The following is a 25961-nucleotide window of genomic DNA, read 5'->3' as shown; positions in this document are numbered from 1 at the left end:
TGAATGCGGCGATTAGAAATGCCGGGTTGGCCTGCGGTTAGCAGCCGGAAGTCATCATGGTTCCAAAGCCGGGTTTACTGCTGCGGAGGGGCCTGTTGGTTGTCGCCACCGGGCCGGGGACCGCGACGCCCTCCCTGGGGCAGAACATTCAGTGTCTTGGGGACGAAGGTATTGCCCTTCAGAGCTCCCTGCGCGGTGATGTTGTCGCCTACCTTGATGTCGGCCAGGGTAATGGCTTCACCTTCAGGCGGAGGCCCCTGCTGCTGGTTGTCCTGGTTGCGGCGCATGCCCATGCCGCCGCCCTGGCCGCCCATTCCCATGGCCATCATGGCGCCACGTCCGCCGCGATGCATGGAGGTATTCTCGTCCAATTCGATGACCTGGGAGACCTTGTCCGGGCGTTCGATGGTCAGCCTGGCCTCGTCCATCGCGGTGATCTTGCCGGTGATCCAGGTCTTTCCGAGGCTGGCCTGCATCTCTGCGGCGCGCGCCTTGGCCTGTGCCGCCTGCTCGGCGGTCATCACCATCACCATGCCAGCGTGGACTTCCTTGGTCGCCTCATCGGTCTGCCCCATGGCGACGATATACTCGCCTGCCTTAATGTCGGCCGCTTTGACCGGTTCGCGCTGCTGCAGGATGCGGGTGTTATTGGTGACCACGACCTTGTAGCTGGCGCCGTCATCGCCCTTGATGGAGATGCTGTCAGCAGCGGTGGCAGTTACGGTGCCACGCACGGCCTGGCCGCCACCGGGACCGCCCATTTGCCCCATCATCTGCGCGGGCAAAGTGCTAACCGAGAGAACGGAAAGGCCAATGAGCGATAGAAACCGGGCTGCCAGACGTGCCATGTTGGTCATACCTCTTGTGGGAATGTCTACACACAGAGACGGTTTTTTGCGCCGAAAGACTCGATTGGCGAGAGTAATTTTTTGTCCCCGCGATACACTCCTACCGATGAACTCTGCTGTGCACGATGAGCAGCACTTCCAGTCCGGCGACACGGTCCGCGATGTCGTCATCGGTCTCTCCGATGGTCTGACCGTCCCCTTTGCCCTGGCCGCCGGTCTGAGCGGCGCGGTGGCGAATACGCATGTCGTTGTTCTGGCGGGACTGGCGGAGATAGCCGCCGGATCGCTGGCCATGGGCCTGGGCGGTTACCTGGCCGCGCGTGGCGACTCCGAACACTACGCCAGCGAGCGGCGCCGTGAAGAGGACGAGATTGTGACCCGCACGCATGATGAAGAAGAGGAGATTTACGAGATCTTTGAGCAGTATGGCGTTACCCGGCAGGAGAGTGAGCCGGTACTCGCTGCCCTGAAGCGCAATCCGAAGGCGTGGGTCGACTTCATGATGCGCTTCGAGCTTGGGTTGGAGAAGCCTGACCCGAAGAGAGCCATTGTGAGCGCTGCGACGATTGCGGGCTCCTATATTGCCGGAGGCATGGTGCCCCTGCTGCCCTACATTCTGCTGCCGGATGCGGCGGAGGCTCTCAGAGTTTCCGTAGGCATTACGCTGCTGGCGCTGGCCGTCTTCGGCGGAGTGAAGGGCAGGCTTCTGGGGACCCCCTGGTTGCGCAGCGCCGCGCAGACGGTACTGGTGGGCGGACTGGCCGCGGGTGCGGCTTATGGCCTGGCAAAGTTGTTCAGCTCCGTGTAACAAATTTCAGGGCAAAATTAGGTCTGTTTGAAAAAGAGCAACAAGCTCGCCGCCTGCCGCATCTGAACCCATTACCAGCGAGGAATACGATGCCGATTGGACATGCCGCAGGGGAGCAAGCAAATGCTGGCCTTATGCGTGTGCGCTTTCGCGAGGTGCGAAGCGCGACGGAGGAGCTTTGTCGTCACCTGACGGCAGAAGACATGATGGTGCAGTCCTGCGAGGAGGCCAGTCCCACCAAATGGCACCTGGCGCATACCAGCTGGTTTTTTGAGACCTTTGTCCTGCGAGAGTTTGTTGCGGGCTACCGGCCCTTCGATGAGCGATTCGTATGGCTGTTCAACAGCTACTACAAGGCTCTGGGCGAGATGCCCGAGAAGAAGCTGCGTGCCTCCTTTTCGCGTCCGGGTCTGAGCGAAATCCTCGCCTTCCGCCAGCATGTGAATCAGGCAATGGACCGCTTTCTGGAAGCAGGAGCTCCTGAGGATGCCCTGGACCGTATCCAGCTAGGTCTGCACCACGAACAGCAGCACCTGGAACTGATCGCCACCGACATCAAGCACGCTTTCTTCACCAACCCGCTGCACCCGGCCTTTGCAGAGGGTAGATTGCCTGCCGCCGAGATGCCCGCGCCACCCATCAACTGGGTGAGCTTTGAAGGCGGCCTGGTGGAGATTGGCGATGACGAAAGCGAGTTCTGTTTCGATAACGAAACACCCCGCCATCGCGTCTTTCTGGAGCCGTATCAGCTGGCCTCGCGCCTGACCACCTGCGCCGAGTACCTCACTTTCATGGAAGACGGAGGCTATCTGCGTCCGGAGCTATGGCTGAGCGAGGGCTGGGACACGGTGGAGCGCGAGCACTGGCAGGCTCCGCTGTACTGGCGCAAGGACGAGGCGGGCCGCTGGCAGATCTTCACCCTGCGTGGCTGGCAGCCCCTGGAAACCCTGTCGGAGACGCCGGTCTGCCACGTCAGCCTGTTTGAAGCCGATGCCTTTGCCCGCTGGGCAGGAAAGCGGCTGGCCACAGAGTTTGAGTGGGAGCATGCCGCCAGCTCGCTCGCTATTGGCGGCAACCTATTGGAGCACGGAGTTCTGCATCCCACTTCCGCAGCCGCCGGTCCGGGGTTGCAACAGGTCTTCGGCGATGTGTGGGAGTGGACCGCCAGCGCCTACACGGGCTATCCCGGTTACAAGCCGCTGCCCGGTGCACTGGGTGAGTACAACGGCAAATTCATGAGCTCACAGATGGTGCTGCGCGGCGGGTCCTGCGTGACTCCGGCCAGCCACCTGCGCGCCAGTTACCGCAACTTCTTCCAGCCGGCCACGCGCTGGCAGTTCTCGGGCATTCGCCTGGCCGATGGAGCATCTGAATGAGTGCTGCTGCTTCCGTTCTTCCTGTCTGTATCACCCCCGAACTGCAGGACGCGATCGCATGCGAGGTCCGCAACGGATTATTCGTGGAAGGGCAGAAGTCGCTCTCGCCATGGCTGTTTTATGACGAAGCCGGCTCGGCCCTGTTTGAACGCATCACGGAGCTGCCGGAGTATTACCCCACGCGCACCGAGCGCGCTCTGTTTGGGCAGCACGGCGCGGCGATGATTGCCGCTGCCGCCGGAAGGGAGCAGCTTGCCGTTCTGGAGCTTGGCGCAGGCACCGCGACCAAGACCGGCATCCTGCTTGAGCAGGCCGTGGAGCAGCAGGGAAGCGTGCGCTACATCCCGGTGGATGTGTCTGCCTCGGCGCTGGACGAGGCGTGTGCCTTGCTGGAACGCGACCTGCCGGGTGTGCATGTCGTGCCGATGGTGCGGAACTATGTGCTCGACCCGCTGCAGCGGCCGCAGGTCGAGGGTCGTTTGCTCGCGCTCTACATCGGTTCTTCGATCGGGAACTTCTCCCCGGAAGAAGCGCGTGCGATTCTACGCAATCTCGCATCCATTCTTCAGCCCGGGGATGCCCTTCTGCTGGGCACCGACATGGTGAAGGATGAGAAGACGCTGATTGCCGCCTATAACGATGCAGCGGGTGTGACGGCGCAGTTCAACCTGAATGTTCTGCACCGCCTGAACCGTGACCTGGGTGCAAACTTCGATGCCAGCAGTTTCCGCCATATCGCCACCTGGAACCCCCGTGAAAGCCGCATCGAGATGCACCTGCAGGCGCTGCGCCGGCAGACGGTGGCCTTCCCGTCGCTGGGCACGGTGGAGTTTGAGGCAGGCGAGACCATTCACACGGAGAACAGCTACAAGTTCACGGAGGAGAGCCTGGGATCGTTGCTGGCCGATGCGGGCTTCCATGCCGAGCAGCAGTGGCGCGACCGCCGCGACTGGTTCGCCGTCACACTGGCGCGTTTGTAAGGTTTCTCGCAGGGAGCAGTGGCCTTCAGTCCGCAGAATCCGCCAACAAAAGTTGGGCCTTTAGGCCCGGGCTGAAGCCTCCGTCTCCCTCCGGTCGGGATGACAACTCTTCCTGAGTAAATAAGAAACCCCACCCTTCGCGAACAGCGCGAAGAGTGGGGCAATGAGCATTTCGTTACTCCAGCTTCAGCAGAACGACGCCGTGCGCCGGAATGGTGGAGGTGTAGCTGTCCTTCAGGGCACCCAGGTCCTTATGCGCCCACAGGTCGCGTGCTTTTGCTCCGGACTTAGCGCCGACATCGGAGAGCTTGAAGCTGACCGGAGCGGCCTCAAGGCTGCGATTAAACAGGCCCACGGCGACCTTGCCATTGCTCAGCGGCTTGGCCCAGACCTCCAACGCACCCTTGGCCCAGACACGGTCGCCCTGCTTGCCCAGCGGGTCCTGATCGAGAGCAATGGCTTCCTTGTTCAGAAGGATTGACTTAGTCTCATCGGTCATCTTGCTCAGGTCGTTGCCGGCCAGCAGGGGAGCGGCCAGAAGGCACCACAGGCTCATGTGCGTGCGATACTCCTCGGCGGTCATCAGGCCGTTGCCAATCTCCAGCATGTCGGGGTCGTTCCAGTGGCCGGGACCGGCGTACTTGGACAGGCCTGCCTGCGAGAAGCCGATCTGCGACATCGACAGATAGCTATCGCGAATGTCATCGGTGGTACGCCACAGGTTGCCTCCTACCTCCGGACCCCACGTCCATACGTCGTTCCAGCCGTATTGGCACAGTGAGAGCACGATGGGCCGTCCGGTGGCCTTCAGCGCCTTGCTCATCTTGTCGTAGGCTTCCTTCATCAGCTTGAACTTGATCTCCTCGGCGTGTTCAGGGTCTTTGGCCGCGGCGGCGTTCATGATGGGTCGGAAGCTGCACAGGTCGTACTTCACATAGTCCACACCCCACTCAGCCCAGGTCTTCGCGTCCTGTTCTTCGTGCTGGTAGCTGCCCTCATAGCGGGCGCAGGTCTGCGGTCCGGGGGAGGAGTAGATGCCGAACTTCAGCCCCTTGGAGTGGATATAGTCGCCCAGCGCCTTCATATCCGGGAATTTTTCATTGGAGTGGATCACGCCCTGGGCATCGCGCTTACCCTCCCAGGCGTCATCAATGTTTACGTACACGTAGCCGGCATCTTTCATTCCACTGGCGGCAATGGCGTCGGCGGCGCCGCGCACATCGGCCTCGGTCACGCGGGTGGCAAAGTGGTTCCAGCTGTTCCAGCCCATGGGCGGGGTCAGCGCGACACGCTGCTGCTGTGCGGCAAGCGGCAACGCGAGAAAGAAGGGAAGTAGGCGCAGAATTTTCATCGCACGCCATCCTAGCGGAAGGAGGTTAAAACGCGCCAGTCTGACCTGTTTTCGCAGGTGGAGTGGATAAAAACTTGTCTAAGTGAATGGTCGGGGAGAGAGGATTCGAACCTCCGACCCCCTGCTCCCGAAGCAGGTGCTCTACCAGGCTGAGCCACTCCCCGATTTTCTGTGAAGGGTGTCAGTTTTCATAAGCGAGGGCCTGGAACACACGCGAAAACCAACTTTTTAAGCATACCAGAGGATGACCGGTTCCGGGGATACCGCTGGCAGGAAAGCTACTTTGTCTCCGCGGACTGCAGGCGGAAGGTGATGGTTCCGAAGACCAGCGGCAGGTGCGCGCGAATCTGAACAGGGATATGCCGCGCATCGTCCGTATACCAGACCCAGATATTGCCGCGATTTTTCACAATACCGGCATCGGCGGTGGGCTGCATGCGGATGGTCTGGAAGGTTCCGGCGGGGGTCTTGATCTCTTCCCTGGCCTCGGCCTTCATGGTTACGGGAACTACGCGGGCGGAGTCGGCCAGCAGCAGCGTGGTGCTCTGGCCAACAGCAATGGGCTGCGAGGCGACGTAGAAGATAGCCGAGAGCGAGTCGGTAACGCAGGCTGGGATCGGGGTCTCCTGCTGCTTGGTGTTGCCCTTGATCAGGTTGCGTTCGAACAGCATCTGCTTACCAGCCGGATAGTTGAAGGTCAGGTCGGTGTTGACCTTGCGGCGGCCTTCCTGGATCTGCTTGGAATAGTTTGAGGAGCAGCCGGTGCGCGCGTCGAAAGTGGACTGGTACTTGTCGGCGACGGGGTAGAGCATGTTGACCGCGCCCAGGGTGTCGGCGGTTGCGTTGATCCTGATCTGGCCGTTGACATTCTCCAGGCGGAAGACCGCCTGGCCGGCTGTAAAGACTCTCCAATCAACGCTATAGGTCAGGGTCTGGGGGCTGGCGGCGAAGCTGAATCCAGGTTGCGGAGCAGCCATGGAAGGCGCGGCCGGGGGCACTGCCTGCGGCTGCTGGGTGCTGCCGGTGACGGAGAGCGCAAGGGCGGCGATGGCGATGAATCGTCTGGTCAGAAGCAAACTGCAGCCCATTCTCTCAGGAAAAAATCAGCGAGGCCAGAACAGCAGCCGCGCTATCAGGGCCGCGTAGATCGCCGACGCACCCATAAGGGCATTGTACTCACGATGCTTGCGGTAAAGCTCGGGTGAGAAGCTGCCCTTGCTGGCGGTGGTCTTAGCCGGGGTCAGCCGGGGCAGCAGGCGAGGCACGCGGCTGGCGTAGGTGTCGAAGTCCGCGAAGTGGGCGCGCAGGAACTCTTCTTCCGAACGGATGGTCGGCAGATAGATGGCAAGGAACATGGCCACCAGGACCACGGCCATCGGCCAGCTTCGCGCGGCGACGGCGAAGCCTACCGCAATCAAAATCGATCCGAGGTAAAGCGGGTTGCGTGTGTGAGCGTAGGGGCCGGTCTGGGTCAGCTCGGCGTTCTTCTTCACGTAGCCGGCGGCGTATCCGCGCAGCCACAGACCGCAGCCCACAACGGGGATGCTGGCTGCGAGCGTGGCAAGGCTGGGGCGTGCGAGATACAGGAAAATCGCGGCGCAGACAAAGCCCAGCGGGACGCGGATGCGGCGGGCGATCTTCTGCCAGGTGGTGCGCTGGGCGCTCATGCGTGTGTCTCCAAAAGTTCAAGTGCGGCAGCGTAGACCTGGTCGACCGTGATGCGCAGCAGGCCAGCCTCCGGCGCGGCGTGGCGGCGGTGATCGCGCACGCTGGACGGGTCGCGCAGAACGCGGCTCGTGGTGTTGTAAGGGCCGTTGCGGGCCGGGTCCGTAGGGCCAAAGATGGCCACCACTGGCACCTGCAGCGCGGCAGCCATGTGCAGCGGGCCGGTATCCCCGGCCACGACCAGCTTCATGCGGCGGGTCAGGGCGATCAGTTGTGCGATGCCGGCCACCACCGGGGTTGCGATGCCATCACTGGCACGCACCACGGCCTTGGCCAGCGGGTCCTGTGGATGGACGGCGTTCACTAAGACAGAGTATCCGTTTGCGGCCAGCCTGCGCGCCAGTTCGCCATAGCGGTCGGCGGGCCACTGCTTGGCTCCCCATCCGGCAGAAGGCGCAAGGAAGATGCTGTTTTCGCAGGGAAGGGAAGCGGCCCAAATCTCAGCGTCCTTATCGAGCGGCAGGGAGACGGTGGCAGGTGCCAGGGGAATCCCGAGGGCGCCGGCAATCTCGCAGGCCTGCGGAATCACATGTTCGCTGTGCGTGGCTACCTTCGTGCGGTAGAGCCACGCCGCCTGTTTTTCGCGTGGCGCGGCGGGTCCGAGGATCTGCTTCGCTCCGCTGAGCTTTGCGAGGATGGCCGAGCGGATGGAACCCTGCAGGTCAATCGCGATGTCGTAGTGTTCGGCGCGAAGTTCGGCGCGCAGGTCGAGAATGCTTTGCAGCGTCCGGAAAGAAAGGGGCCTCTTGCTCCAGCTGCGGGTTTCGGCAAAGTGGACGCGGTCGACCAGAGGCATCTGCGGTGTGCGCGGGAATGAAGTTCCAGAGGCCTGCAGCAGAGGAGACCAGTGCGGCTCCACGACCCATCCGATATGGGCATCCGGAAGGGCGTGGCGCAGCGCCGTGATGGCAGGCATACCGTGCAGGATGTCGCCCATGGCGCCGGTGCGCACAACGAGAATCCGCGGACTGGATGGAATCTGAGCAGCCAAACCTTGATTGTCGCAGAAGCTGCTAGCCCAGGTTCAAGAGCTGCTGCAGGTCGCCCCATACGGTAGCGGGGTCGGTAAAGACGGCGTCGAGATATGCCACGCGCAGCCGTGGCATATCCGCGGGCAGCTTTACGGCGTCTTTCTCCGTGGTGAGAATTGCGTCGCACATGGCCTGTTGCGCGCGGTCCCGAAGGGCCGCAATCTCGGTTTCCGTGTATGCGTGGTGATCGGGAAAGACCTGCTGCGCCACCAGCGGTACGCCCAGTTGCTTCAGCATGGTGAAGAAGCCATCCGGCCGTGCGATGCCGCAGAAGGCCAGGGCGCGCTCCGGCAGCGGCCCGTCCAGCCGCAACTGCCTGCGGATGATCCAGCGGCGTGCCATGGGGGAGTAATGGTGTACGGCCAGCGAGAGCGCCGCGGCTTCCTCTTCGCGCATGACGACGACGTGCGCCCGGCGCAGGCTTTCCAGCGGCTCGCGCAGGTTGCCGGCGGGCAGCAGAAGGTCGTTTGCGTCCTCGCGGGTAAGCAGGGCGATGTCCAGGGCGCGGGCAAGCTGGCGGTGCTGCATCCCGTCGTCCAGCAGGTGGACCCTGCTGCCTTGTGTCTGCTGCTCGGCCAGTACGCCGGCGTCAAAGCGCTGCGGGGCGACGAAGACCGGCCAGCCGCGCCGGGCGATCATCAGCGTCTCATCGCCGAACTCCGTGGCAGGTCCGTTGGCCTCCACTTGCAGGGCGGTCTTCAGCTCCCGCCCATAGCCGCGAGAGAGGACATCGGCAGGGATGCCGTGCTGCTGCAGAAGGTCCAGGAGCGCCAGAACAACGGGGGTTTTTCCTGCTCCCCCGGCAGACAGGCTGCCGACCGAGATGACCGGCTTGCCCAGCCGCCAGACCTTGGTGGTGCCGCGGTCGAAACGGCTGTTCTTCCAGCCGAGTCCGGCGGCGTAAAGAGGAACCAGCGGCTTGAGGAAGGGTCTCACGGCAGGTGCTCCACTGCAGGGGACATCATACGAGCAATGGCAGTGACTGTGCGCGCGGTTGCTCCAGCCTGGGAAACAAAGACCTGCCTCGCCCGTTCGCCCATGGAGGATGCATGTTCGGCATCGAAGAGCAGCGCCTGCAGCGTCTCGCAGAGCTTCTCTACCGAGGAAAGTGTGATGGCATCGGCCGCCAGCAGGGCATCGACCGGGCCGCGGAAGTTTTCATACGACTCTCCCTGGATGACGGAGACTCCCCATTGCGCCGGTTCCAGAGGGCTGTGACCGCCCTCGCCGAAGAGGCTGCCGCCGACAAAGGCCACGCGCGCGAGGGAGTAAATGGAGGCGAGCTCTCCGATGGAGTCCAGCAGAAGCACCGTGCCGGGCACGACCGGCTGTGGCGATTGCCGCCACGTGCTGAGCCGTTGCCAGGGAAGGTCACTCTGTCCCAGCAGGGAAGCGACGCTCTCAAACCTTTCAGGATGCCGCGCCGCAAGCACCATGACGGCGGGGGGCATCTGCTTCCAGCAGGAAAGCAACGCCTCTTCCTCCCCGGCCAGCGTGCTTCCGGCAACCAGCAGCGGTGCCTGCGGCAGATGCTGGCGCAGAAGGTCCGTGATGGGCATTCTAGCTGCGGCGCGGATGTCGTACTTCAAATTGCCGCTGGTGGTTACCTGTTCCGGCTTCGCTCCCAGGGCCAGCAGGCGCCCTGCGTCTTCCTCGCTTTGCGCGACAAAAAGCGTGACCTTTGCCGCCATGCGCTTCCACAGGGCACGCAGCGGCAGCGTCCGGCGGAACGAGCGGTCGGAGACGCGGGTGTTGGCGACGACCACCGGGATGCCCATGCGGCGGCACTCTTCCAGGTGCGCGGGCCACAGCTCGCTCTCCATCAGCACCATCAGTTGGGGTCGCAGCGCCTGCAGGTAGCGGCGGACGGCCAAGGTAAAGTCCAGCGGGAAGTAGAAGACCCGCTCTGCGCCGAACCGTTGCTGTGCCAGCGCCTGTCCTGCCGCCGTTGTGGTGGAGATGGCGACCGTATATCCCGGCATGGCCTGCTCCAGCTCTGCCACCAGCCGCGTTGCGGACAGGGTTTCGCCCACGCTGACGGCGTGCAGCCAGATGATCTTTTTCCCCGCAGCGAACCGAAGCAGTGCCGCGGGCACAATGCCCAGCCGCTGCCGCAGGCCGAGAGCGTATTTTTTCTGCACGAGCATACGCACCAGCCAGTACGGCGCGCTTAGGATCAGCGCCGCGGTAAAGGTCAGTCTGTAGAGGGTCATCATTCGCTGGATATTTACGTCTAACAGCGAAGATGATAATGGTTTGGAACCGATGATGCCTGTGCGCCGACTCTTCGCGATTACCCTTCTGTGTGCTCTTCCCGCCGTTGCGGCTGATAAAAAGCCACCCGCGGCCGATCCTGCTACCTCGTATCCGGCGAAGGATGCGCATGAGGCCGAGAAGGTCGTAGTTGCCGCCGACGTCTGCGATACCGACGAGAAATGTCCGTTCTTCCGCATCAAGTACGTGGCGAATGACCTGCTGCCTATCCGCGTCATCGTGACAAATAACTCAGACAGCACTCTCTCGCTGGACGAGGCACGTATGCAAATGATGACCGAGAATAACGACAAGATTCCCGCAGCCATTGAGGAAGAGGTGAACCGCCGTATGTTCACCTACAAGAACGCCAAGGGGACCAAGGTGCCGCTGCCTGCGCCGCTGCCACCGATCACGGTGCATCATCCGGTCGACAAGAAGATTACGCAGGACTTCAACGAGTTTGGCTTTCAGACGACTACGGTGGCGCCGCACAAGACTGTAGCCGGTTATCTGATCTATGACATCCGCGATGTAAAGAATCCCATCGACGGCAGTGATCTTTACATTCGCAAGGTGATGGCGCGTGCTCCGCAGGAGACGGAAAACCACGAACTCTTCGCCTTCCAGATTCCCCTGAAGCTGAGTTATCGCACCTCGCACGCGCAGAAGCCGTAAACTGGTTTCTGCGCTTTATGCTGACGATTCGCCCCGCCACACCCGCCGACGTGCCCGAGATGCTCGCCTTCATTCGTGAACTGGCCGAGTACGAGCGTGAGCCCGATGCCGCCATTGCTACCGCCGAAGACCTGCTGCGCGACGGTTTTGGTGAACGGCCCGTCTACGAGTGCCTGATCGCCGAGTGGGACGGCCAGCCCGCGGGCATGGCGCTCTATTTCCCGTTCTATTCCACATGGCGCGGTAACGCGGGGATTCACCTGGAAGACCTGTTCGTCCGCCCGCCGTTCCGCCGCAATGGCATCGGCAAGGCGCTGATCTCGCATGTCGCGGCGATAGCGCAGGAGCGAGGAGACCGCTTCCAGTGGCATGTGCTGGACTGGAACGAGCCCGCCATCAAGTTCTACGAATCCATTGGCGCACAGATGCTGCACCCCTGGCGCATTATGCGCGTCGACGGTGCCGCTCTGCCTGCGCTGGCAAAGAAGTTTCCCTCATGAAGAAGGTTCACGTTATCGGCGGCGGTCTTGCCGGCCCCGAAGCCGCACTGCAGGCTGCCGCAGCCGGCTGCGAGGTCACGCTCTACGAGATGCGTCCGCATCGCTCGACCGAGGCGCACCAGACCAGCGACTTCGCCGAGTTGGTCTGCTCGAATTCGCTGAAGAGTGAAAGCGAAAACACCGCGCCCTGGCTGTTGAAGCAGGAGATGCGCCGTGCCGGATCGTTCCTGTTAAAGGAAGCCGACGCCACGGCTGTTCCTGCTGGCCACGCCCTGGCGGTGGATCGCGTCGAGTTCTCGCGTCGCGTGGCGGAGGCGATTGCCGCCAACCCGCGCATCACCGTGGTGCGTGAGGAGGTTATTTCGCTGGACGAGAGCGGGGACCACATCACCGTGCTGGCCACCGGTCCACTGACCTCGCCCGCGCTTGCGGCGGAGTTGCAGCGGCTTACCGGCAGCGACCAGCTTGCCTTCTACGACTCCATTGCGCCCATCGTCGACGCCAGTAGCATCGACATGGAGAAGGTCTACTTCGCCGCGCGCTGGGACAAGGGCACCGCCGACTACATCAACTGCCCGTTCACGAAGGAAGAGTACGACACCTTCCTGGACGCTCTGCTGACCTCAGAAAAGGTGGAGCTGAAGGAGTGGGAAAAGGGTCAGTATTTTGAGGCCTGCCTGCCGATTGATGAGCTTGCACGCCGTGGTCGCGACACGCTGCGTTTCGGGCCTATGAAGCCTGCGGGGTTGACGAATCCCAAGACCGGCCGCTGGCCGTACGCCTGCGTGCAACTGCGGCAGGAGAACCTGCGCGCCGACAGCTACAACCTGGTCGGCTTCCAGAACCACATCAAGTATGGCGACCAGGCAAAGGTTCTGCGGCTGATTCCGGGCCTGGAGAACGCAAAGTTTCTGCGCTATGGGCAGATCCATCGCAATACCTACATCAACTCGCCCGCTGTGCTGAACGGCACGCTGCAGTTGAAGGCGCATCCTTCGATCGTGATCGCCGGGCAGCTTTCCGGCGTTGAGGGGTATACGGAATCCATCGCCGGCGGCCTGCTGGGCGGGCGTTTTGCCGCTCTGCTGGCGCGTGGCGAGGAGCCTGTCGCTCCGCCACGTCAGTCGGCCCATGGCTCTCTGCTGCACTACATCACCCACGCTGAGGCCAAGCACTTCCAGCCGGCCAACATCACCTTTGACCTGCTGGTGCCGCTGGAAGAAGAGCTGCGGAAGAAGATCCGCGACAAGAAGGAGCGTCATCGCCTCCAGTGCGAACGCGCCCTGGAGGCGTGGGGCGCATGGCTTGCGCAAAGTGCTTTGCCTGTTGGCTAACGTAAGGTACGCTGAGGGCCATGCAGATGTTATCCGCCGCCGAAGCAGTTGGTCCTGCCTGGGAACGCACGAAAGAGGTTCTTTTCGAGCATCGAAGCTGGCGGCTGTACTTCAAGCTGTCAGCGGTGGCCACGCTGGCCGCGCTGGGCAACGGCTTTAACTTCAACCTGAACGTTCCGGCGCGCACTCTCAACAACTCCGGCAACGCCGGGCATGCGGCTGCGGCTATGATCGCTGCCGCTGCCGCCGCCTTCTTCCTTATCTTCCTGATCGCGCTGGCTATCTTCCTTGTGCTGTTCTATGCGGGCAGCCGCATGCAGTTTGTGCTGATTGACGTGGTGGCGCGGCGTGAGACAGTCATCCGTCCGCTGTGGGACCGCTATGGCGCACCCACATGGAAGTGGATCGGGGTTAAGGTCGCGTTGTTTCTCGCAATGCTGGCCGTAGTGGCTGCACTCATGGCTCCCTTCCTGTTTGCCATCTTTCGTCAGGCGAAAAAAGGGCCGCAGTCGCAGATGTCAGCCGGTGCGGCGCTGTCGCTCTTTGGGGCCATTGCGTTGCTTTTCGTTGTGATTGTGGCCTTCTTCGCCATTCTCTATCTGCTGCGTGACTTTGTGCTGCCGGTCATGGCGCTGGAGAATGCTCCCTTAGGCGAAGGTGTGCGCCGCCTGCGGCTGATGCTGCGGCATGAGCCGGGTCAGATGTTGCTCTACCTCTTCCTGCGCTTCATCCTGGGCATCATGCTCGGCATTGCGGCGATCATCGTGCTGATTCTCGGCATGGCTATTGTTGGCGTGCCGGTAGTGGGCGGCTGCTGGGCGCTGTGGCACACCATTGCCGCCCACGGCTCGGCGGGGGCAAAGATCCTGGTTGTGGCCGCGTGCATCGTCGGGGGCCTGGTAACGCTGGGCTGGACGGTGTTTGTCTACATCTGTTCGGCGGGGTTCGTGACGACCTTCTTTCAGGCCTACGCCCTGTACTTCTTTGCTGGTCGTTATCCGCTGCTGGGAGAGGTGCTGGAGCCCAGCGGGCAAAGCTGGTGGAATCTGCCACCGTCGGAGCCCTTCAACCCGCCCTCGACTGCTCCGGAGCCGTAGACTCTATCGACGCGCAAGAAAAAGCCCGCCGGGTTGGCGGGCTTTTCTTATTTCTTGTCCGTGGAAGTACTTGCGGCTGGAGCCGGTGTGCTGGAAGAGGAGGATGAGTCCGAAGAACTGGAACTCGATGACTCGCTCTTTGCCGCTCCGCCGCCTTTCTTGGCCGAGGAGTAAAGATCCGCGTACCAGCCGCCGCCCTTGAACTGCACTGCGGGTGCGGTGATGGTCTTTTCCAGACGGCCGCCGCAGTGTGGACACACGGTCAGCGGCTCGTCAGAGAACTTCTGAATCTTCTCCAGGTGCCGGTGGCATTGCTGGCACTCGTATTCGTAAAGCGGCATACCTTAGATTTTACCCAGTTCCACCAGGCGGACGCTGACAATCGCTTCCACCTTGCGCAGAGCGGCGATGACATCGTTGGCTGCCTTGGCGGTCGGCACGTCGATCTGCACCACGGCCAGCGCCTGGCCCTGCGGTACGTTCTGCGAACGTACGTTGCGGCCCAGAGCGAAGTTGGCGATGTTGATCTTGTGTTCGCCCAGGATGGTTCCGATGCGTCCGATGACGCCCGGTACGTCCTGGTTGCGGATGACGACCAGCGTGCCGGTCAGCGGAGCCTCGATGTCGATGCCGTCGTAGCTCAGCAGGCGCGGCGAGTTGCCGTGCAGCACCGTGGCCGAGGCCGACGAGTCACCCGAAGCCGAGTGCAGCGTCAGTTTCAGCACCGATCCTGCGCCGCCGGAGGCGAACTCCTTCTTCTCCTCCATCAGACGGATGCCGCGCTCCTGCGCAACGGAGGCCGCGTTGATGCGGTTCACGTTTTCGCTGTCGGCCAGAACGCCGCAGATGGAGGCGTTGCGGATCAGTTCCGTCTTTCCGCTGGCGATACGGCCGGCGTAGTTGATCTGGATGTTTTCCAGGTTGCCCGGCGTGGCGTGCGACAGGAAGGTGCCCAGGCGCTCGGACATCTCCACATAGGGAGCGACCTGCTGGTACTCCTCATGCGTGAGCGAGGGGACGTTGACGGCGTTCTGCACGACGCCCAGCTTCAGATAATCGCGTACCTGGTGCGCCAGCTGGATGCCGATGGCCTCCTGCGCTTCGTCGGTCGATCCGCCGATATGTGGCGAAAGGATGACGTTCTCCAGTCCGTGGTATGGAGACTCCTTCAGCGGCTCCTGCGCGAAGACGTCCAGAGCTGCTCCGCCAATGTTACCGGCCTTGATGGCCTCGGCCAGGGCTGCATCGTTGATCAGCTCGCCGCGGGCGCAGTTCACAATGCGCACGGTCTTCTTCATGGTGGCCAGCGAAGTGGCGTTGATCAGGCCTTCGGTCTGCGGCGTCAGGCCGACGTGCAGCGTCAGGTAGTCGGCCTTGCGCAGAACCTCGTCCAGAGGAGCCAGGCCAACGCCGTTTTCGCGAGCGATCACCGGGGCGACGAACGGGTCGTAGCCGATCAGGTCCATGCCGAAGGAACGGGCGCGCTTAGCCACTTCCTGTCCAATGCGGCCCAGGCCGATGATGCCCAGCGTCTTGCCGCGCAGTTCCTGGCCCTGCAGGTTCTTCTTGTCCCACTTGCCGGCGTGCATGGTCGCGGTGGCGCGGGGAATGAAGCGCGCCATGGTGATCATCAGGCCGATGGTCAGCTCGGCCACGGCGATGGCGTTGGCTCCGGGGGTATTCATGACCACAATGCCGCGGTGAGTGGCAGCATCGGTGTCAATGTTATCCACGCCTACTCCGGCGCGGCCAATGATGCGCAGCTTCGGAGCGGACTCCAGCAGCGTGGCATCTGCCTGAACGGCGCTACGGACAATCAGCGCGTCAGCGTCGGCCAGCTCTGCAGCCAGCCCGTTCTTGATCTGGTCCGGCGTGACGATCTGCCAGTCCGGTTCCTGTTGAAAGACAGCAAGGGTTGCAGGCGAGACTTTTTCAGCAAGGACAATCTTCATGTTGCGACCATTTTACTTGTCCAGCATGTTGGATCGCAGTGATAGCCTTGGACTCGCCGTCCGCGACACTCCTGTCAGACCTCATGAATAAGCGTCCGCTTTTTGCTCTCACCATCTTTCTCGGTGCTTTTCTTCTCTTTCTGGTCGAACCTTTGGCCGCTCGGCAGCTTCTTCCCGCTTTGGGAGGAAGTTCAGCCGTCTGGATCACCTGCCTTGTGGTTTTCCAGCTTCTTCTGCTGTTTGGCTATAGCTATGCCCACTGGCTGACCCGCTTCCGTGCACAACAAACAGTGCAATTGGGTCTGCTGGGAGTCGCCGTGCTGCTGGCCTTTGTCTCCACCACGCCCAGTTCTCCTACCGCTTTCCAGCGGCCCGTTTTGACCATCTTCCTGTCGCTTGCAACCAGCATCGGTCTGCCGTTTCTGTTGCTTTCGGCGACAAGCCCCCTGCTACAGGTGTGGCTGGCGCAGACGGAAGGGGCTGGTGTGCGCTACCGGCTGTTTGCGTTGTCGAATGTGGGCAGCCTGCTGGCGCTGTTCGCATACCCGGTGCTGATTGAGCCGTATATGACCATCCACGCGCAGCGCATGGCGTGGGCCGTTGGATTCGTTGTCTACGCTGCTCTTTGTGGGTTGTTGGTCCCGCGCGGTGTCCAAACCGTTCAGGACCAGCCATCCAGCCATCCAGCCAACCAGCCGTCCCGGAGCAACCGGCTCCTCTGGTTCCTTCTGCCGTTTGCGGCGTCCATGCAGCTTGCGGCGGTCACGGCGCACCTGTCGCAGAACATCGCTCCCATTCCGCTGCTCTGGATTCTGCCGCTGGCGGCGTACCTGCTCAGCTTTATCGCGGCCTTTGAGCTGGGGCGGTTCTACAACCGTGGGCTGGTGATCCGTTTTCTGGTGGTGTTTCTGGCGGCGCTGGCCTACACCCTGACGCAGGAGGGTGTGACCTTCCCTATCTGGCTGAGCATCAGCTTCTTCCTGATTGAGCTCTTCCTGGCCTGCTACTTCTGCCATGCGGAGCTGTATACGCATCGTCCGGAAGATCCGCGCCAGTCGACGGTCTTCTATCTCATGCTGTCGGCTGGCGGAGCGGCGGGGACCTTCTTCATCGGTATCGTCAGCCCTCTGGTGTTTTCCGCGAACTATGACCTTTCAATCTCGTTTTTTGTCACAGCGACGGTCGCCGTCTTCGCCTTGTGGAACCTTGGATGGGCGCAAAGGGCATTATGGGCTACGGCTTCCGTGTTGCTGCTGTTTCTCATCGGCAAGGAATACCAGGCATTCAACCTGGCCAGCATGGCGCAGATAAGGAACTTCTATGGTCCGCTGCGTGTGACGCAGGGAGCGTTTCCTCCGGCCAGCACACTGCGCACGCTCTATAACGGCACCATCAAGCACGGTACGCAGATCTTTACGCCGGACCATGCACGCGTACCGGTCAGCTACTATGCGCCGGAATCGGGCATCGGGCTGGCCATGCGCTATTGCTGTGAAGGACGGCCGAAGTCAGTGGGTATTATCGGCCTGGGAGCAGGCTCGCTGGCGGTGTATTCGCAGCCCGGAGATCGTTTCCGCTTCTACGAGATCAACCCGGCAGTCGAGCCCGTCGCGCGCAACCTGTTTACCTACTTCCGCGATGCTCCGGTGGCGATTCCCGTTATCGCGGGTGATGCGCGTATCTCGCTGGAGCATGAGGCGCCGAACAACTTCGACATCCTGGTGATCGACGCCTTCTCCGGCGACGCCATCCCGCTGCACCTGATCACCACGCAGGCACTGGCGCTTTACCAGAAGCACATGGCTCCCGGCGGCATCATCGCCTTCCATGTCTCCAACCAATTTATTCACCTTGCGCCGGAGGTCAAAGCACTGTCCCAGACCGCGGGGCTGGATGCGGTGCTGATCAACAGCCCGAACGATGAGAGCAAGGGCTACTACAGCTCCACCTGGGTGCTGCTGACCAGGCGCAAGGACTTCCAGCAGCAGACGGACGTGGTCATAGCCCGCTCCAGCTTTCCGGAGATGAAGGCAAAGGCGTGGACGGATGATTATTCGAGCATCCTCCCGCTGATGAACTGGGGAAAGCGGTGAGTTGTTAGTTGCTAACAACTTGCAACTACTGGGTCGCTCCCGTCTCAAACACCTTCGTCGCCTGTGCGCCGATAACGCGGTAGAGGGCAAAGGAGCGGGCCTGCTGGCCTCGCAATTCCATCAGAAGGCTGGCGCGGTTGCTGGCCTCGGCATCCACGACGCCGACCAGCCGCATCCACGGAGTTGAGTCCATGTGGGCGGAGTCTGTGGTGGTTTTGATCGCTACCTGGGGCTCCCCGAAGCTGTCGTTCTGGGCCACAACGGTTACGTATTGCACGGGAGAGCCTTCGCCGGTGGTGTGGGCTTCCAACACGAAGACCGGGGCGCTGTTGTAGCTCAGCGCATAGGCTGAAAACTTTTCGTCGGCAAACTTTACCGGGGGCACTTCGGGAGCGATGGATGCCTTCAGTTTGCTGCGCGCTCCGGTGGAACGGCTCCTGCCGCCGGTCGGAAGTGCGGGCGCGGAAGGGGCGGGTGCGACCAGCGACATGGCCACCTTTTCCAGCTTGGCCTGAATCTCGGTCTTCTCCTGCGGGTCGCGGAAACGGTAGGTGAAGTCGTGAACCTCGCGGTTGGCGGCATCGCTGACCGCGACCATCTGGTGCACGCTGGTGGGCAGACCGGTCAACTGGGGTGCCTCGGCCTGCTTTGCGGGCTTGCCACGCATAATCTTCGGACGGTCGGGGTCGTCGTTCAGGTCGCCGACATTCTGGACGTTGGCGGTGTCGTTTTTGATGGCGTCACGCTTCTCCTTCTCCGTGCGCCGCTTCAGCGTGGGGCGGTCGGTATCGTCAGAGGGGTCACTGCCTACGGGCGTTACGCCGGCCTGGTCCTTGTCCTTCTTGTTGTCCTTTGTGTCTTTGCTGTCGGACTTCTTATCTTTGCGGCCCAGCTTGGGGCGGCTGTCGTCGGTATCGCTTGAGTCCAACGTTACCTTTTGCGGCGCCTTTGGCTTATCGACTGGCAGAGGCTGCCACTTGCCATAGCCGGTCCAGCCCTGGTCGTAGACGGAGGAGACCGAATCGCTGGGCTTCAGGTTGCGGGCAAAGTCCAGATCGAAAAAGCCTTTGGGCTCGCCGGCCTGCTGCAGCTCGTACACGGTTCCGGCGTACAGGGCCAGCGGCACGGGACGGGCCAGGTAAAGTCCGGCCTCCTGGTAATCGTTGTCGTAGAAGAGCGAGACCGGGATCAGGCGGCTGGCGGCTGGCTTCTTGATGTCGTCGCCGGTCCACTCATACACGGCAATGGCGCGGGTTACGTTGTCTTTCTTGGCAACGCGGTGCATCTGTGCCCCGGCGGTGGCAACCATGGCTGCCACGACGGCGGCGCCTGCGATTTCCCTGAAAACTTTCATCACACTCATAAGACGGCCAATCCTGCGCTTCCGCTACCTTGCAGACGGGGGTGCCTGCCTTGTACCTTTTGTTCCATGCCACCACAAGCAGGCGACATTATCGAAGATTTCACTCTCGACGATCAGGACGGCAAGCCGGTTACCCTTTCCAGCTTTGATCCGAAACCTGTCGTTTTGTTCTTTTACCCCAAGGCGGACACGCCTGGCTGCACCATCGAGGCCTGCGGCTTCCGCGATGCCATCGACAAGCTGAAGAAGGCGGGCGTCATCGTGCTGGGCATCTCGCGCGACACCGTGAAGGCGCAGAAGAAGTTCGCTGACAAGTATGACCTGAACTACCCGCTGCTGGCCGATCCGGAAAAAACGGTCTGCGACTACTTCGGTGTCATCAAGCCAAAGACCATGTATGGCAAGCTGGTGACAGGCATTGAACGGACCACCTACCTGATCGGGCCGGGGCGTAAGCTGCTGCACGTCTTCCCGAAGGTGAAACCCGAAGGCCATGCCGAAGAAGTGCTGGCTTACGTGAAGGCCGCCAAATAACTATTCCGCTGCGGTTGGGCTGGCGCTGCTTCCGGTGCCGGCCCCGCTCCCGGAATGTGCCAGGTCCAGTTTTTTCTCCACGTTATCCCGGTAGGCAAGCCCCAGCGGCACAACGTGGAAGATCAGTACTGACTGTGGCTGCACCTCGGCTTCGGTTCCCACCTCGGGAGCGCTGTCCGGCAGGTCTTTAGCGCCTTCCTTCCCGGTTACGACCGTGACATCGCTCAGCAGTTCCTGTTCGCCTACCTTTTCCACCTGCAGAGAGAGCTCCCCCGCACTCGTTAGTTGACCGGCCCTGGAGGTGGAGACGACAGTCGCTTCCACCAGGGTTCCGGCGGGAAAGCTATGGCCGTCCACGGTGGCTGCCTCTGCCATAACGCCGCGGATGAACTGGCCATTCTGCGCGTCCTTTGAGCTGATTGCGTCCTGGATTCTGACCTTCAGGGCCGTGCCGGTGGAGTCGCCGGCGCCGGGAGAGAAATTCCGGCCCTGTTGCGCCACGCCGCTTCCCAGGCACAACAGCAGCGAAACGCCGGAGATCAGGATGCGTGAAGACATGTATTCGAACTCCTTCTACCAGCGCGGAGGCGCTCTCCAATAGGAACCCGTTGCCGCACCCGCAAGTTGCCCGCGCCGGGAGAAGGCTTATCCCACCATCAAAAAGTGCTGGGTGCCTTTAACCGGGGTATCCAGACGCCGGAACAGTGCCTGCAGATCACGGTTGTTGTTCACAAAGTCGATCTCGGAGGTGTCAATTACCAGCAAATCGCTGGCCGTGTAGCGGGAAAAGAAGTGCTCATAGGCCTCGATAACGGTCTCGAGGTACTCCTCGCTTACGGCGCGCTCTACGGGAATGCCCTTGCGTTTCAGCCGTGTGCGCAGCACATCCGGCGTTGCTTTCAGGTAGATGACCAGGTCAGGGATCGGCAGACCGGCTCGCATGGGCTCGTAATAGCGGTTGTAGAGCTTCAGCTCGTCGTCGCCTAAGTTCAAGCAGGCAAATAGCTTATCTTTCTCGAAAATGTAGTCGGAGACTACGCCCCGGCGAACGATATCGCTTTTGGCCTGGTCCTGGGCCTCACGGAGCTGGGCGTGCCGCGCCTCCAGAAACCACATCTGCGCGGCCAGGGCCATGCCGGGTTCCTGCCGGTAAAAACCGTCCAGGAAGGGGTTATCTTCCGGCTCAATGACATGGCGCGCACCCATCTTTACGGCCAGCATCTCTGCCAGGGTGGACTTGCCGACGCGGATAGGGCCTTCGATCGCAATGTAGCTGGGCGGGTCGAACAGGGTCATAGGGGGACCTCCGGAAAGGCGAATGAAAGGTGAAGATATCACGATCGTATCCCGCCGCCAAGTGGCGGAACGAATACACTCGAAGCACAGTATGATCCCCGCAGTTGCCATCGGAGTTGCCGCCGCCGCAGGAGTCGGCGCGGCTGTCTACGCCGCGTACCGGCCAGAGTCTCAGATTTACGGAGCTACCGTCGTTGCCGGGTCTGACCCCCGGCAGGTGGCGTTGACCTACGATGACGGTCCGAACCCGGAGGTGACGCCCTATCTGCTGGAGGTTCTGGCTCGGCATAACGTGCGCGCGACGTTTTTCCTGGTGGGTCATTTCGTGAAGGCGCAGCCGGAGCTGGCGCGACAGGTAGCCGCTGCCGGGCATCTGATCGGCAATCACACCCTGACGCATCCCAACCTGGCGATCACCTCGGCCCGGGAGACGCGCCGCCAGTTGGCGGAGACCAATGACCTGCTGGAGCAAACGCTGGGGCAGAAGGTGCGGTTTTTCCGTGCCCCATTCGGAGCGCGCCGTCCGGCGACGCTGCGCATTGCGCGCGAGCTTGGCCTGCATGCGGTGCAATGGAACGTTGCCGCGCAGGACTGGAACCCGGCCACGCCGGCGCAACTGCTGGAGCGGATGGAGCAGGGAATTGCGAAGAACCAGCGGAAGAACAGGGCATCGAACGTCCTGCTGCATGACGGCGGCCACCTGGGGCTGGGAGCAAAACGGATGCCGACGGTAGATGCGACCGGCTTGCTGCTCGAAAAAAATATCAGGAACCTGACATTTGTCACTCCCGAAAACTGGGTCTAATTGCCTACAATTTTTCCTGGTGTAGAACGTTCAGGAAGGTACGACCTATGGGCACACAAACACCTCCACAACCGCACGCGCATGTTGAACCGATGTCGATGGGCGCCGTGCTGAAGATCCAGACGATGCGGCGGCTCTGGTACGCGCAGATTGTCTCGAACTTCGGCGACTTTCTGGCGCTGTTCGCGGTGATCGGTGTGCTGACCTTCAACCTGCACGCCACCGCGCAGCAGGTAACGGGCGTGCAGATTGCCTACCAGTTGCCGATTGCACTGCTGGGTGTGGTTGCCGGTGTGTTTGTGGACCGCTGGTCGCTGAAGGGCACCATGATCGCCAGCGACCTGTCGCGCGCGGTGCTGTGCCTTCTGTTGATCTGGGCTGCATCGGCCGGGCAGTATTACGCGATCCTGGCGGCGATTTCGATTGTGTCCAGTTTCTTCAATCCCGCGCAGGGTGTGACGATCCGCTCTGCCGTGCCGATGCATGGGTTGCGGTCGGCCAATGCGCTGATGCAGCAGGTGATGTTCGGCATGCGCATTGTGGGCCCGGCCGTGGCGGGTGTGCTGGTGACGGCGCTTGGCCCGAAGGCCTGTTACGTCGTGGATGCGGCCAGCTTTGTCGCGTCAGCCTGCTTTCTGGCAAGTATCAGCATCGAGCGGCCCCCCGTTGCAGCGGAGCACCAGACAACGAAGACCGGCGTGGGACGTGTGCTGCATGATATGCAGCAGGGCTTCAGCTTTATCGTGCATCATGCGGCTCTGCTGTTTGTCATCCTGTCGCTGGCTTCGGGCATGTTCGTGATGGGCTGCTTCGGCCCGCTGATTGCGGTGTATGTGCGCGACGTGCTGCACGCCACCAATCCAAAGTCGTTCGGCGCGGCGTCGGCGGCGATTGGCATCGGCATCCTGGTGGGCATGAATGTGCTGAACATCTTCGGCAAGAAGGTGAAGAATACGGTGCTGGTGTATGCAGGTTTGAGCGGCATTGCCGTAGGTCTGGTGGTGCTGACCAGCCTGCCGTATCTGTGGGCGTGCCTTGTGGGCAACCTGGTGATTGGCTTCTCGGTGGCGGGCATCATCATTCCGGCGCAGACGCTGATCCAGCAGGAGACGCCGCACCACCTGATGGGCCGCGTTGGATCGACACTGATGTCGATCATCTTCGGAGCGCAGATCCTGGGGCTGGTGCTGTCGGGCATCCTGGCGCAGCATACCGGTACGCGACAGGTGTTTGCCCTGTGCGCGGTGATGTTGGTGGTGCTGATGGCCGTGGGCAAGCTGTGGATGGAGCCGAAGGAGCCGGTGACGACGGCTTAGGATGTGCCCACGTCCTGGGAACGGGACGTGGGCACCCAAGCTACGACTTTGCGAATACCTTCTTCGCTGCTTCCAGAGTGACGTCTACTTCGGCCTTGCCGTGTGCTGTGCCGATGAATGCAGCCTCAAACTGCGAGGGCGGCAGCCAGACGCCCTGGTCCATCATGGTGCGGTGGAAGCGGCCGAAGGCGGCTGTGTCGCTGGTGGCGGCGTCTTCAAAGTTGTTGACTGGCTGGTTGGTGAAGAACCAGGTCCACATGCTTCCCATGCGGTTGGTGGTCAGTGTCACTCCTGCGTCCGCGGCAACCCTGGCGACGCCTTCGGCGACCTGGCGGGTGGTTTCCTCGATCTGTGGATAGATGGTTCCGGCTTCACGGATCAGGCGGCTGAGGGTGGCTGCGCCCGCAGCCATGGCCAACGGGTTGCCGCTGAGCGTTCCGGCCTGGTAGACCGGGCCGAGTGGGGCCAGCATGCTCATCACGTCCTCGCGTCCGCCGAAGACGCCGACCGGCAGGCCTCCGCCGACGATTTTGCCCATGGTGGTCAGGTCGGGCTTGATGCCGAAGCGCTGCTGCGCTCCGCCAAGGGCGAGCCGGAAGCCGGTCATGACCTCGTCGAAGATCAGCAGGGCGCCCTCGGCTTCCGTAAGCGCGCGCAGGGATTCCAGGTAACCGGGCTGCGGAATCAGGGTTCCGGCGTTGCCGACGACGGGTTCCAGGATGATGGCGGCGATGTCGTCCTTGTGCCTGGCAAAGGCTTCTTCGACGGCGCGGATGTCGTTGTAAGGCAGGGCGAGGGTAAAGTGTGCGACCTCATCCGGAACGCCGGCTGAGCCGGGGATGCCGAAGGTGGCGACGCCGGAACCGGCTTTGACCAGCAGGCCGTCGGCGTGACCGTGGTAGCAGCCCTCAAACTTGATGACGTAGCGGCGGCGGGTAAAACCGCGGGCGACGCGGATGGCCGACATGGTCGCTTCTGTACCGGAGCTGACAAAGCGCATGTGCTCCATGGACGGCACGGCGGTGCGGACCAGCTCGCCCAGTTCCGCCTCGCCTGCGTGGGAGGCGCCGTAACTGGCGCTGCGCGTGGCGGCGTCCTGAATGGCGGCGACGACGGAGGGTTCGGCATGGCCCAGGATCATCGGGCCCCAGGAGCCGAAGTAGTCGATATAGCGGTTTCCGTCCGCGTCAAACAGGTAGGCGCCTTCGGCATGTTCGACGAAAGGGGCGTCACCGCCCACGGAACGGAAGGCGCGTACGGGCGAATTGACTCCGCCGGGGAACAGAGCTTCAGCGCGATGCTGCAGGGAACGGGACTTTTCGAGCACTCGTGTCATCGCATCCAGTATAGAAAGCAAAGAGGCGCGGGAACGGTTTCTGGAGCGTCGAGCCCGGCGCGGATGCGTCGGTTGTCCCGAAATTAGAGGTGCAGAGAGGCAAACGGCTGCGTTATCGTGCCCCCTGAGGACGCGGGGACGCGTCAATCCTGATAAACTCTATTCTTCCGGCTGTTCTTATCTTTTCTTTTCGGAAGGCGCATTTGGCTCCAAATCCAGCGAAATCTTCGGGTCCCATCTCCTACGCCGATGCCGGTGTGGATATCTCAGCAGCAGACCGTTCCAAGGAAAAGATCAAGCTGTTAGCACGCAGGACCTTCAACAAGAACGTTCTCTCGGAGATCGGATCTTTTGGTGGACTGTTTAACCTGGATCTGAGCAAGTTTCCGAATCCAGTGCTGGTCTCTTCCGCTGACGGTGTCGGCACCAAGCTGAAGGTCGCCTTCGAGTTAGGCATTCACCACACCGTAGGCGGTGATCTGGTGAACCACTGCGTCAACGACATCGCCGTGCAGGGCGCGACGCCCCTGTTTTTCCTGGACTATCTCGCCATGGGCAAGCTTGAGGGCGATGTGGTCGAGAAGATCGTTGTCGGCCTGTCAGACGCCTGCAAGGCCAATGGCTGCGCGCTGATCGGCGGCGAAACTGCACAGATGCCGGGCTTCTACAAGCCGGGCGACTACGATCTGGCCGGCTTCATTGTCGGCGCGGTCAGCAAGGACCGCATCATCACCGGCGAGAACACGCAGGTGGGCGATGTGCTCTTTGGTCTGCCTTCGACCGGCCTGCACACCAACGGTTATTCGCTGGCCCGCAAGCTGCTGTTCGAGGTTGCAGGCTATACCGCGGACCAGTATGTAGGCTCCATCAAGGAAAAGACCGGCGCAGCGCTGATGAAGACCCATCGCAGCTACCTGGGCATCATCAAGAAGCTGCACGCGGCCGACTGTGTCGCGGGTATGGCGCACATCACCGGCGGCGGCATTACGGAGAATCTTCCGCGTGTGCTGCCGAAGGGCATGGGCGCGCACGTTGAGCTCAGCTCCTGGCAGGTTCCGCCGCTGTTCACGCACCTGCAGGAACTTGGCCAGGTGGAGCAGGACGAGATGTTCCGCACCTTCAACATGGGCATTGGCCTGGTGTGCGTAGTTCCTGCTGACAAGGTGAAGAAGGCCAAGGCTATTCTGAACCGCGCCAATGAGCGCTTCCATGTCATTGGCCGTATCGTTCGCGGCGACCGCAAGGTCACCTACGTTTAGGCATACGATGTAAGACTCACACGCCC

The 25961-nt window shown here is 61.8% G+C and carries 25 protein-coding genes and 1 tRNA gene; 12 read left to right on the top strand and 14 right to left on the bottom strand.

Annotated elements, in window-relative coordinates:
- Positions 1-74: 74 nt before the first annotated feature.
- Positions 75-848, bottom strand: coding sequence for a DUF5666 domain-containing protein (locus OHL13_RS11730; protein WP_263410311.1), 774 nt, complete (start codon positions 846-848; stop codon positions 75-77).
- Between the two features lie 106 nt (positions 849-954).
- On the opposite strand from OHL13_RS11730, the gene OHL13_RS11725 reads away from it, so the two are divergent.
- The 3 genes from OHL13_RS11725 (at position 955) to egtD (ending at position 4012) form a co-directional block, all read left to right on the top strand.
- Positions 955-1656: a VIT1/CCC1 transporter family protein gene (locus OHL13_RS11725; protein WP_263410310.1), complete on the top strand. Its 702-nt coding sequence runs from the start codon at positions 955-957 to the stop codon at positions 1654-1656.
- A gap of 89 nt (positions 1657-1745) precedes the next feature.
- Entirely contained in the window at positions 1746-3032 is a 1287-nt protein-coding gene (gene egtB / locus OHL13_RS11720) for an ergothioneine biosynthesis protein EgtB (protein WP_263410309.1), read from the top strand.
- Positions 3029-4012 (top strand): L-histidine N(alpha)-methyltransferase, encoded by a 984-nt coding sequence (gene egtD, locus OHL13_RS11715; RefSeq protein WP_263410308.1) that lies wholly within the window; start codon positions 3029-3031, stop codon positions 4010-4012. Before egtB ends, egtD begins: the two co-directional genes overlap by 4 nt.
- 175 nt (positions 4013-4187) lie before the next feature.
- Here the strand turns inward: egtD and OHL13_RS11710 are convergent, their stop codons facing one another.
- The 7 genes from OHL13_RS11710 to OHL13_RS11680 all read right to left on the bottom strand — a co-directional run bounded on the left by OHL13_RS11710 (position 4188) and on the right by OHL13_RS11680 (position 10335).
- On the bottom strand, positions 4188-5363 hold the full coding sequence (locus tag OHL13_RS11710; RefSeq protein ID WP_263410307.1) for a glycoside hydrolase family 27 protein: 1176 nt from the start codon (positions 5361-5363) through the stop codon (positions 4188-4190).
- An 87-nt stretch (positions 5364-5450) separates the two neighbouring features.
- Positions 5451-5527: transfer RNA gene (locus OHL13_RS11705), tRNA-Pro, on the bottom strand.
- A 114-nt stretch (positions 5528-5641) separates the two neighbouring features.
- The gene (locus tag OHL13_RS11700) at positions 5642-6439 is read right to left on the bottom strand and encodes a DUF3108 domain-containing protein (RefSeq protein WP_263410306.1); all 798 of its coding nucleotides are present in this window, start codon (positions 6437-6439) and stop codon (positions 5642-5644) included.
- Positions 6440-6466: 27 nt separating this feature from the next.
- Complete coding sequence (locus tag OHL13_RS11695) at positions 6467-7030, bottom strand: methyltransferase family protein (RefSeq protein ID WP_263410305.1); 564 nt, start codon at positions 7028-7030, stop codon at positions 6467-6469.
- Positions 7027-8040, bottom strand: a complete 1014-nt coding sequence (locus OHL13_RS11690; protein WP_263410304.1) for a glycosyltransferase family 9 protein — start codon at positions 8038-8040, stop codon at positions 7027-7029. The genes OHL13_RS11695 and OHL13_RS11690 overlap by 4 nt, the downstream gene beginning before the upstream one ends.
- Before the next feature lie 61 nt (positions 8041-8101).
- The gene (gene lpxK / locus OHL13_RS11685; protein ID WP_263410303.1) at positions 8102-9055 is read right to left on the bottom strand and encodes a tetraacyldisaccharide 4'-kinase; all 954 of its coding nucleotides are present in this window, start codon (positions 9053-9055) and stop codon (positions 8102-8104) included.
- Positions 9052-10335, bottom strand: coding sequence for a 3-deoxy-D-manno-octulosonic acid transferase (locus OHL13_RS11680; protein WP_263410302.1), 1284 nt, complete (start codon positions 10333-10335; stop codon positions 9052-9054). The genes lpxK and OHL13_RS11680 overlap by 4 nt, the downstream gene beginning before the upstream one ends.
- Positions 10336-10393: 58 nt before the next feature.
- Here OHL13_RS11680 and OHL13_RS11675 point away from each other — a divergent pair, with 58 nt between their 5' ends.
- From OHL13_RS11675 to OHL13_RS11660, 4 genes are read left to right on the top strand one after another with little or no spacing between them, the layout of a single operon-like run.
- Positions 10394-11050 carry a hypothetical protein gene (locus OHL13_RS11675; protein ID WP_263410301.1) on the top strand — a complete coding sequence of 219 codons (657 nt, stop codon included), beginning with the start codon at positions 10394-10396 and terminating at the stop codon, positions 11048-11050.
- A gap of 17 nt (positions 11051-11067) precedes the next feature.
- Positions 11068-11550 carry a GNAT family N-acetyltransferase gene (locus OHL13_RS11670; protein WP_263410300.1) on the top strand — a complete coding sequence of 161 codons (483 nt, stop codon included), beginning with the start codon at positions 11068-11070 and terminating at the stop codon, positions 11548-11550.
- Positions 11487-12884 (top strand): methylenetetrahydrofolate--tRNA-(uracil(54)-C(5))-methyltransferase (FADH(2)-oxidizing) TrmFO, encoded by a 1398-nt coding sequence (gene trmFO / locus OHL13_RS11665; protein ID WP_399256079.1) that lies wholly within the window; start codon positions 11487-11489, stop codon positions 12882-12884. Before OHL13_RS11670 ends, trmFO begins: the two co-directional genes overlap by 64 nt.
- Before the next feature lie 20 nt (positions 12885-12904).
- The gene (locus OHL13_RS11660) at positions 12905-13981 is read left to right on the top strand and encodes a DUF7544 domain-containing protein (protein ID WP_263410298.1); all 1077 of its coding nucleotides are present in this window, start codon (positions 12905-12907) and stop codon (positions 13979-13981) included.
- Between the two features lie 47 nt (positions 13982-14028).
- On the opposite strand, the gene OHL13_RS11655 is transcribed toward OHL13_RS11660, so the two are convergent.
- Together OHL13_RS11655 and serA are read right to left on the bottom strand one after the other, a co-directional pair.
- Positions 14029-14322 (bottom strand): FmdB family zinc ribbon protein, encoded by a 294-nt coding sequence (locus OHL13_RS11655; protein ID WP_263410297.1) that lies wholly within the window; start codon positions 14320-14322, stop codon positions 14029-14031.
- Positions 14323-14325: 3 nt separating this feature from the next.
- Positions 14326-15933 (bottom strand): phosphoglycerate dehydrogenase, encoded by a 1608-nt coding sequence (gene serA, locus OHL13_RS11650; protein ID WP_263410296.1) that lies wholly within the window; start codon positions 15931-15933, stop codon positions 14326-14328.
- A 215-nt stretch (positions 15934-16148) separates the two neighbouring features.
- Here serA and OHL13_RS11645 point away from each other — a divergent pair, with 215 nt between their 5' ends.
- Positions 16149-18026 carry a fused MFS/spermidine synthase gene (locus OHL13_RS11645; RefSeq protein ID WP_263410295.1) on the top strand — a complete coding sequence of 626 codons (1878 nt, stop codon included), beginning with the start codon at positions 16149-16151 and terminating at the stop codon, positions 18024-18026.
- Between the two features lie 25 nt (positions 18027-18051).
- Here OHL13_RS11645 and OHL13_RS11640 read toward each other — a convergent pair whose 3' ends face one another.
- Positions 18052-19380 (bottom strand): hypothetical protein, encoded by a 1329-nt coding sequence (locus OHL13_RS11640; RefSeq protein ID WP_263410294.1) that lies wholly within the window; start codon positions 19378-19380, stop codon positions 18052-18054.
- Positions 19381-19455: 75 nt separating this feature from the next.
- Between OHL13_RS11640 and bcp the strand changes: the two genes are divergently transcribed.
- Positions 19456-19923, top strand: a complete 468-nt coding sequence (gene bcp, locus OHL13_RS11635; RefSeq protein ID WP_263410293.1) for a thioredoxin-dependent thiol peroxidase — start codon at positions 19456-19458, stop codon at positions 19921-19923.
- Here bcp and OHL13_RS11630 read toward each other — a convergent pair whose 3' ends face one another.
- On the bottom strand, positions 19924-20481 hold the full coding sequence (locus OHL13_RS11630) for a hypothetical protein (RefSeq protein ID WP_263410292.1): 558 nt from the start codon (positions 20479-20481) through the stop codon (positions 19924-19926).
- Between the two features lie 87 nt (positions 20482-20568).
- Positions 20569-21219, bottom strand: a complete 651-nt coding sequence (locus OHL13_RS11625) for a deoxynucleoside kinase (RefSeq protein ID WP_263410291.1) — start codon at positions 21217-21219, stop codon at positions 20569-20571.
- 91 nt (positions 21220-21310) lie between these two features.
- Here OHL13_RS11625 and OHL13_RS11620 point away from each other — a divergent pair, with 91 nt between their 5' ends.
- Positions 21311-22024, top strand: a complete 714-nt coding sequence (locus OHL13_RS11620) for a polysaccharide deacetylase family protein (RefSeq protein ID WP_263410290.1) — start codon at positions 21311-21313, stop codon at positions 22022-22024.
- A gap of 47 nt (positions 22025-22071) precedes the next feature.
- The gene (locus OHL13_RS11615; RefSeq protein WP_263410289.1) at positions 22072-23340 is read left to right on the top strand and encodes an MFS transporter; all 1269 of its coding nucleotides are present in this window, start codon (positions 22072-22074) and stop codon (positions 23338-23340) included.
- Positions 23341-23380: 40 nt separating this feature from the next.
- Here OHL13_RS11615 and hemL read toward each other — a convergent pair whose 3' ends face one another.
- Positions 23381-24676 (bottom strand): glutamate-1-semialdehyde 2,1-aminomutase, encoded by a 1296-nt coding sequence (gene hemL / locus OHL13_RS11610; protein WP_263410288.1) that lies wholly within the window; start codon positions 24674-24676, stop codon positions 23381-23383.
- A 203-nt stretch (positions 24677-24879) separates the two neighbouring features.
- Between hemL and purM the strand changes: the two genes are divergently transcribed.
- On the top strand, positions 24880-25935 hold the full coding sequence (gene purM, locus OHL13_RS11605) for a phosphoribosylformylglycinamidine cyclo-ligase (RefSeq protein ID WP_263410287.1): 1056 nt from the start codon (positions 24880-24882) through the stop codon (positions 25933-25935).
- Positions 25936-25961: the final 26 nt, after the last annotated feature.

The sequence above is a fragment of the Terriglobus tenax genome, assembly GCF_025685395.1.
GTDB lineage: Bacteria > Acidobacteriota > Terriglobia > Terriglobales > Acidobacteriaceae > Terriglobus > Terriglobus tenax.
Note: the sequence above shows the minus strand (reverse complement) of the source record. Positions and strands in the feature narration are given on the sequence as shown.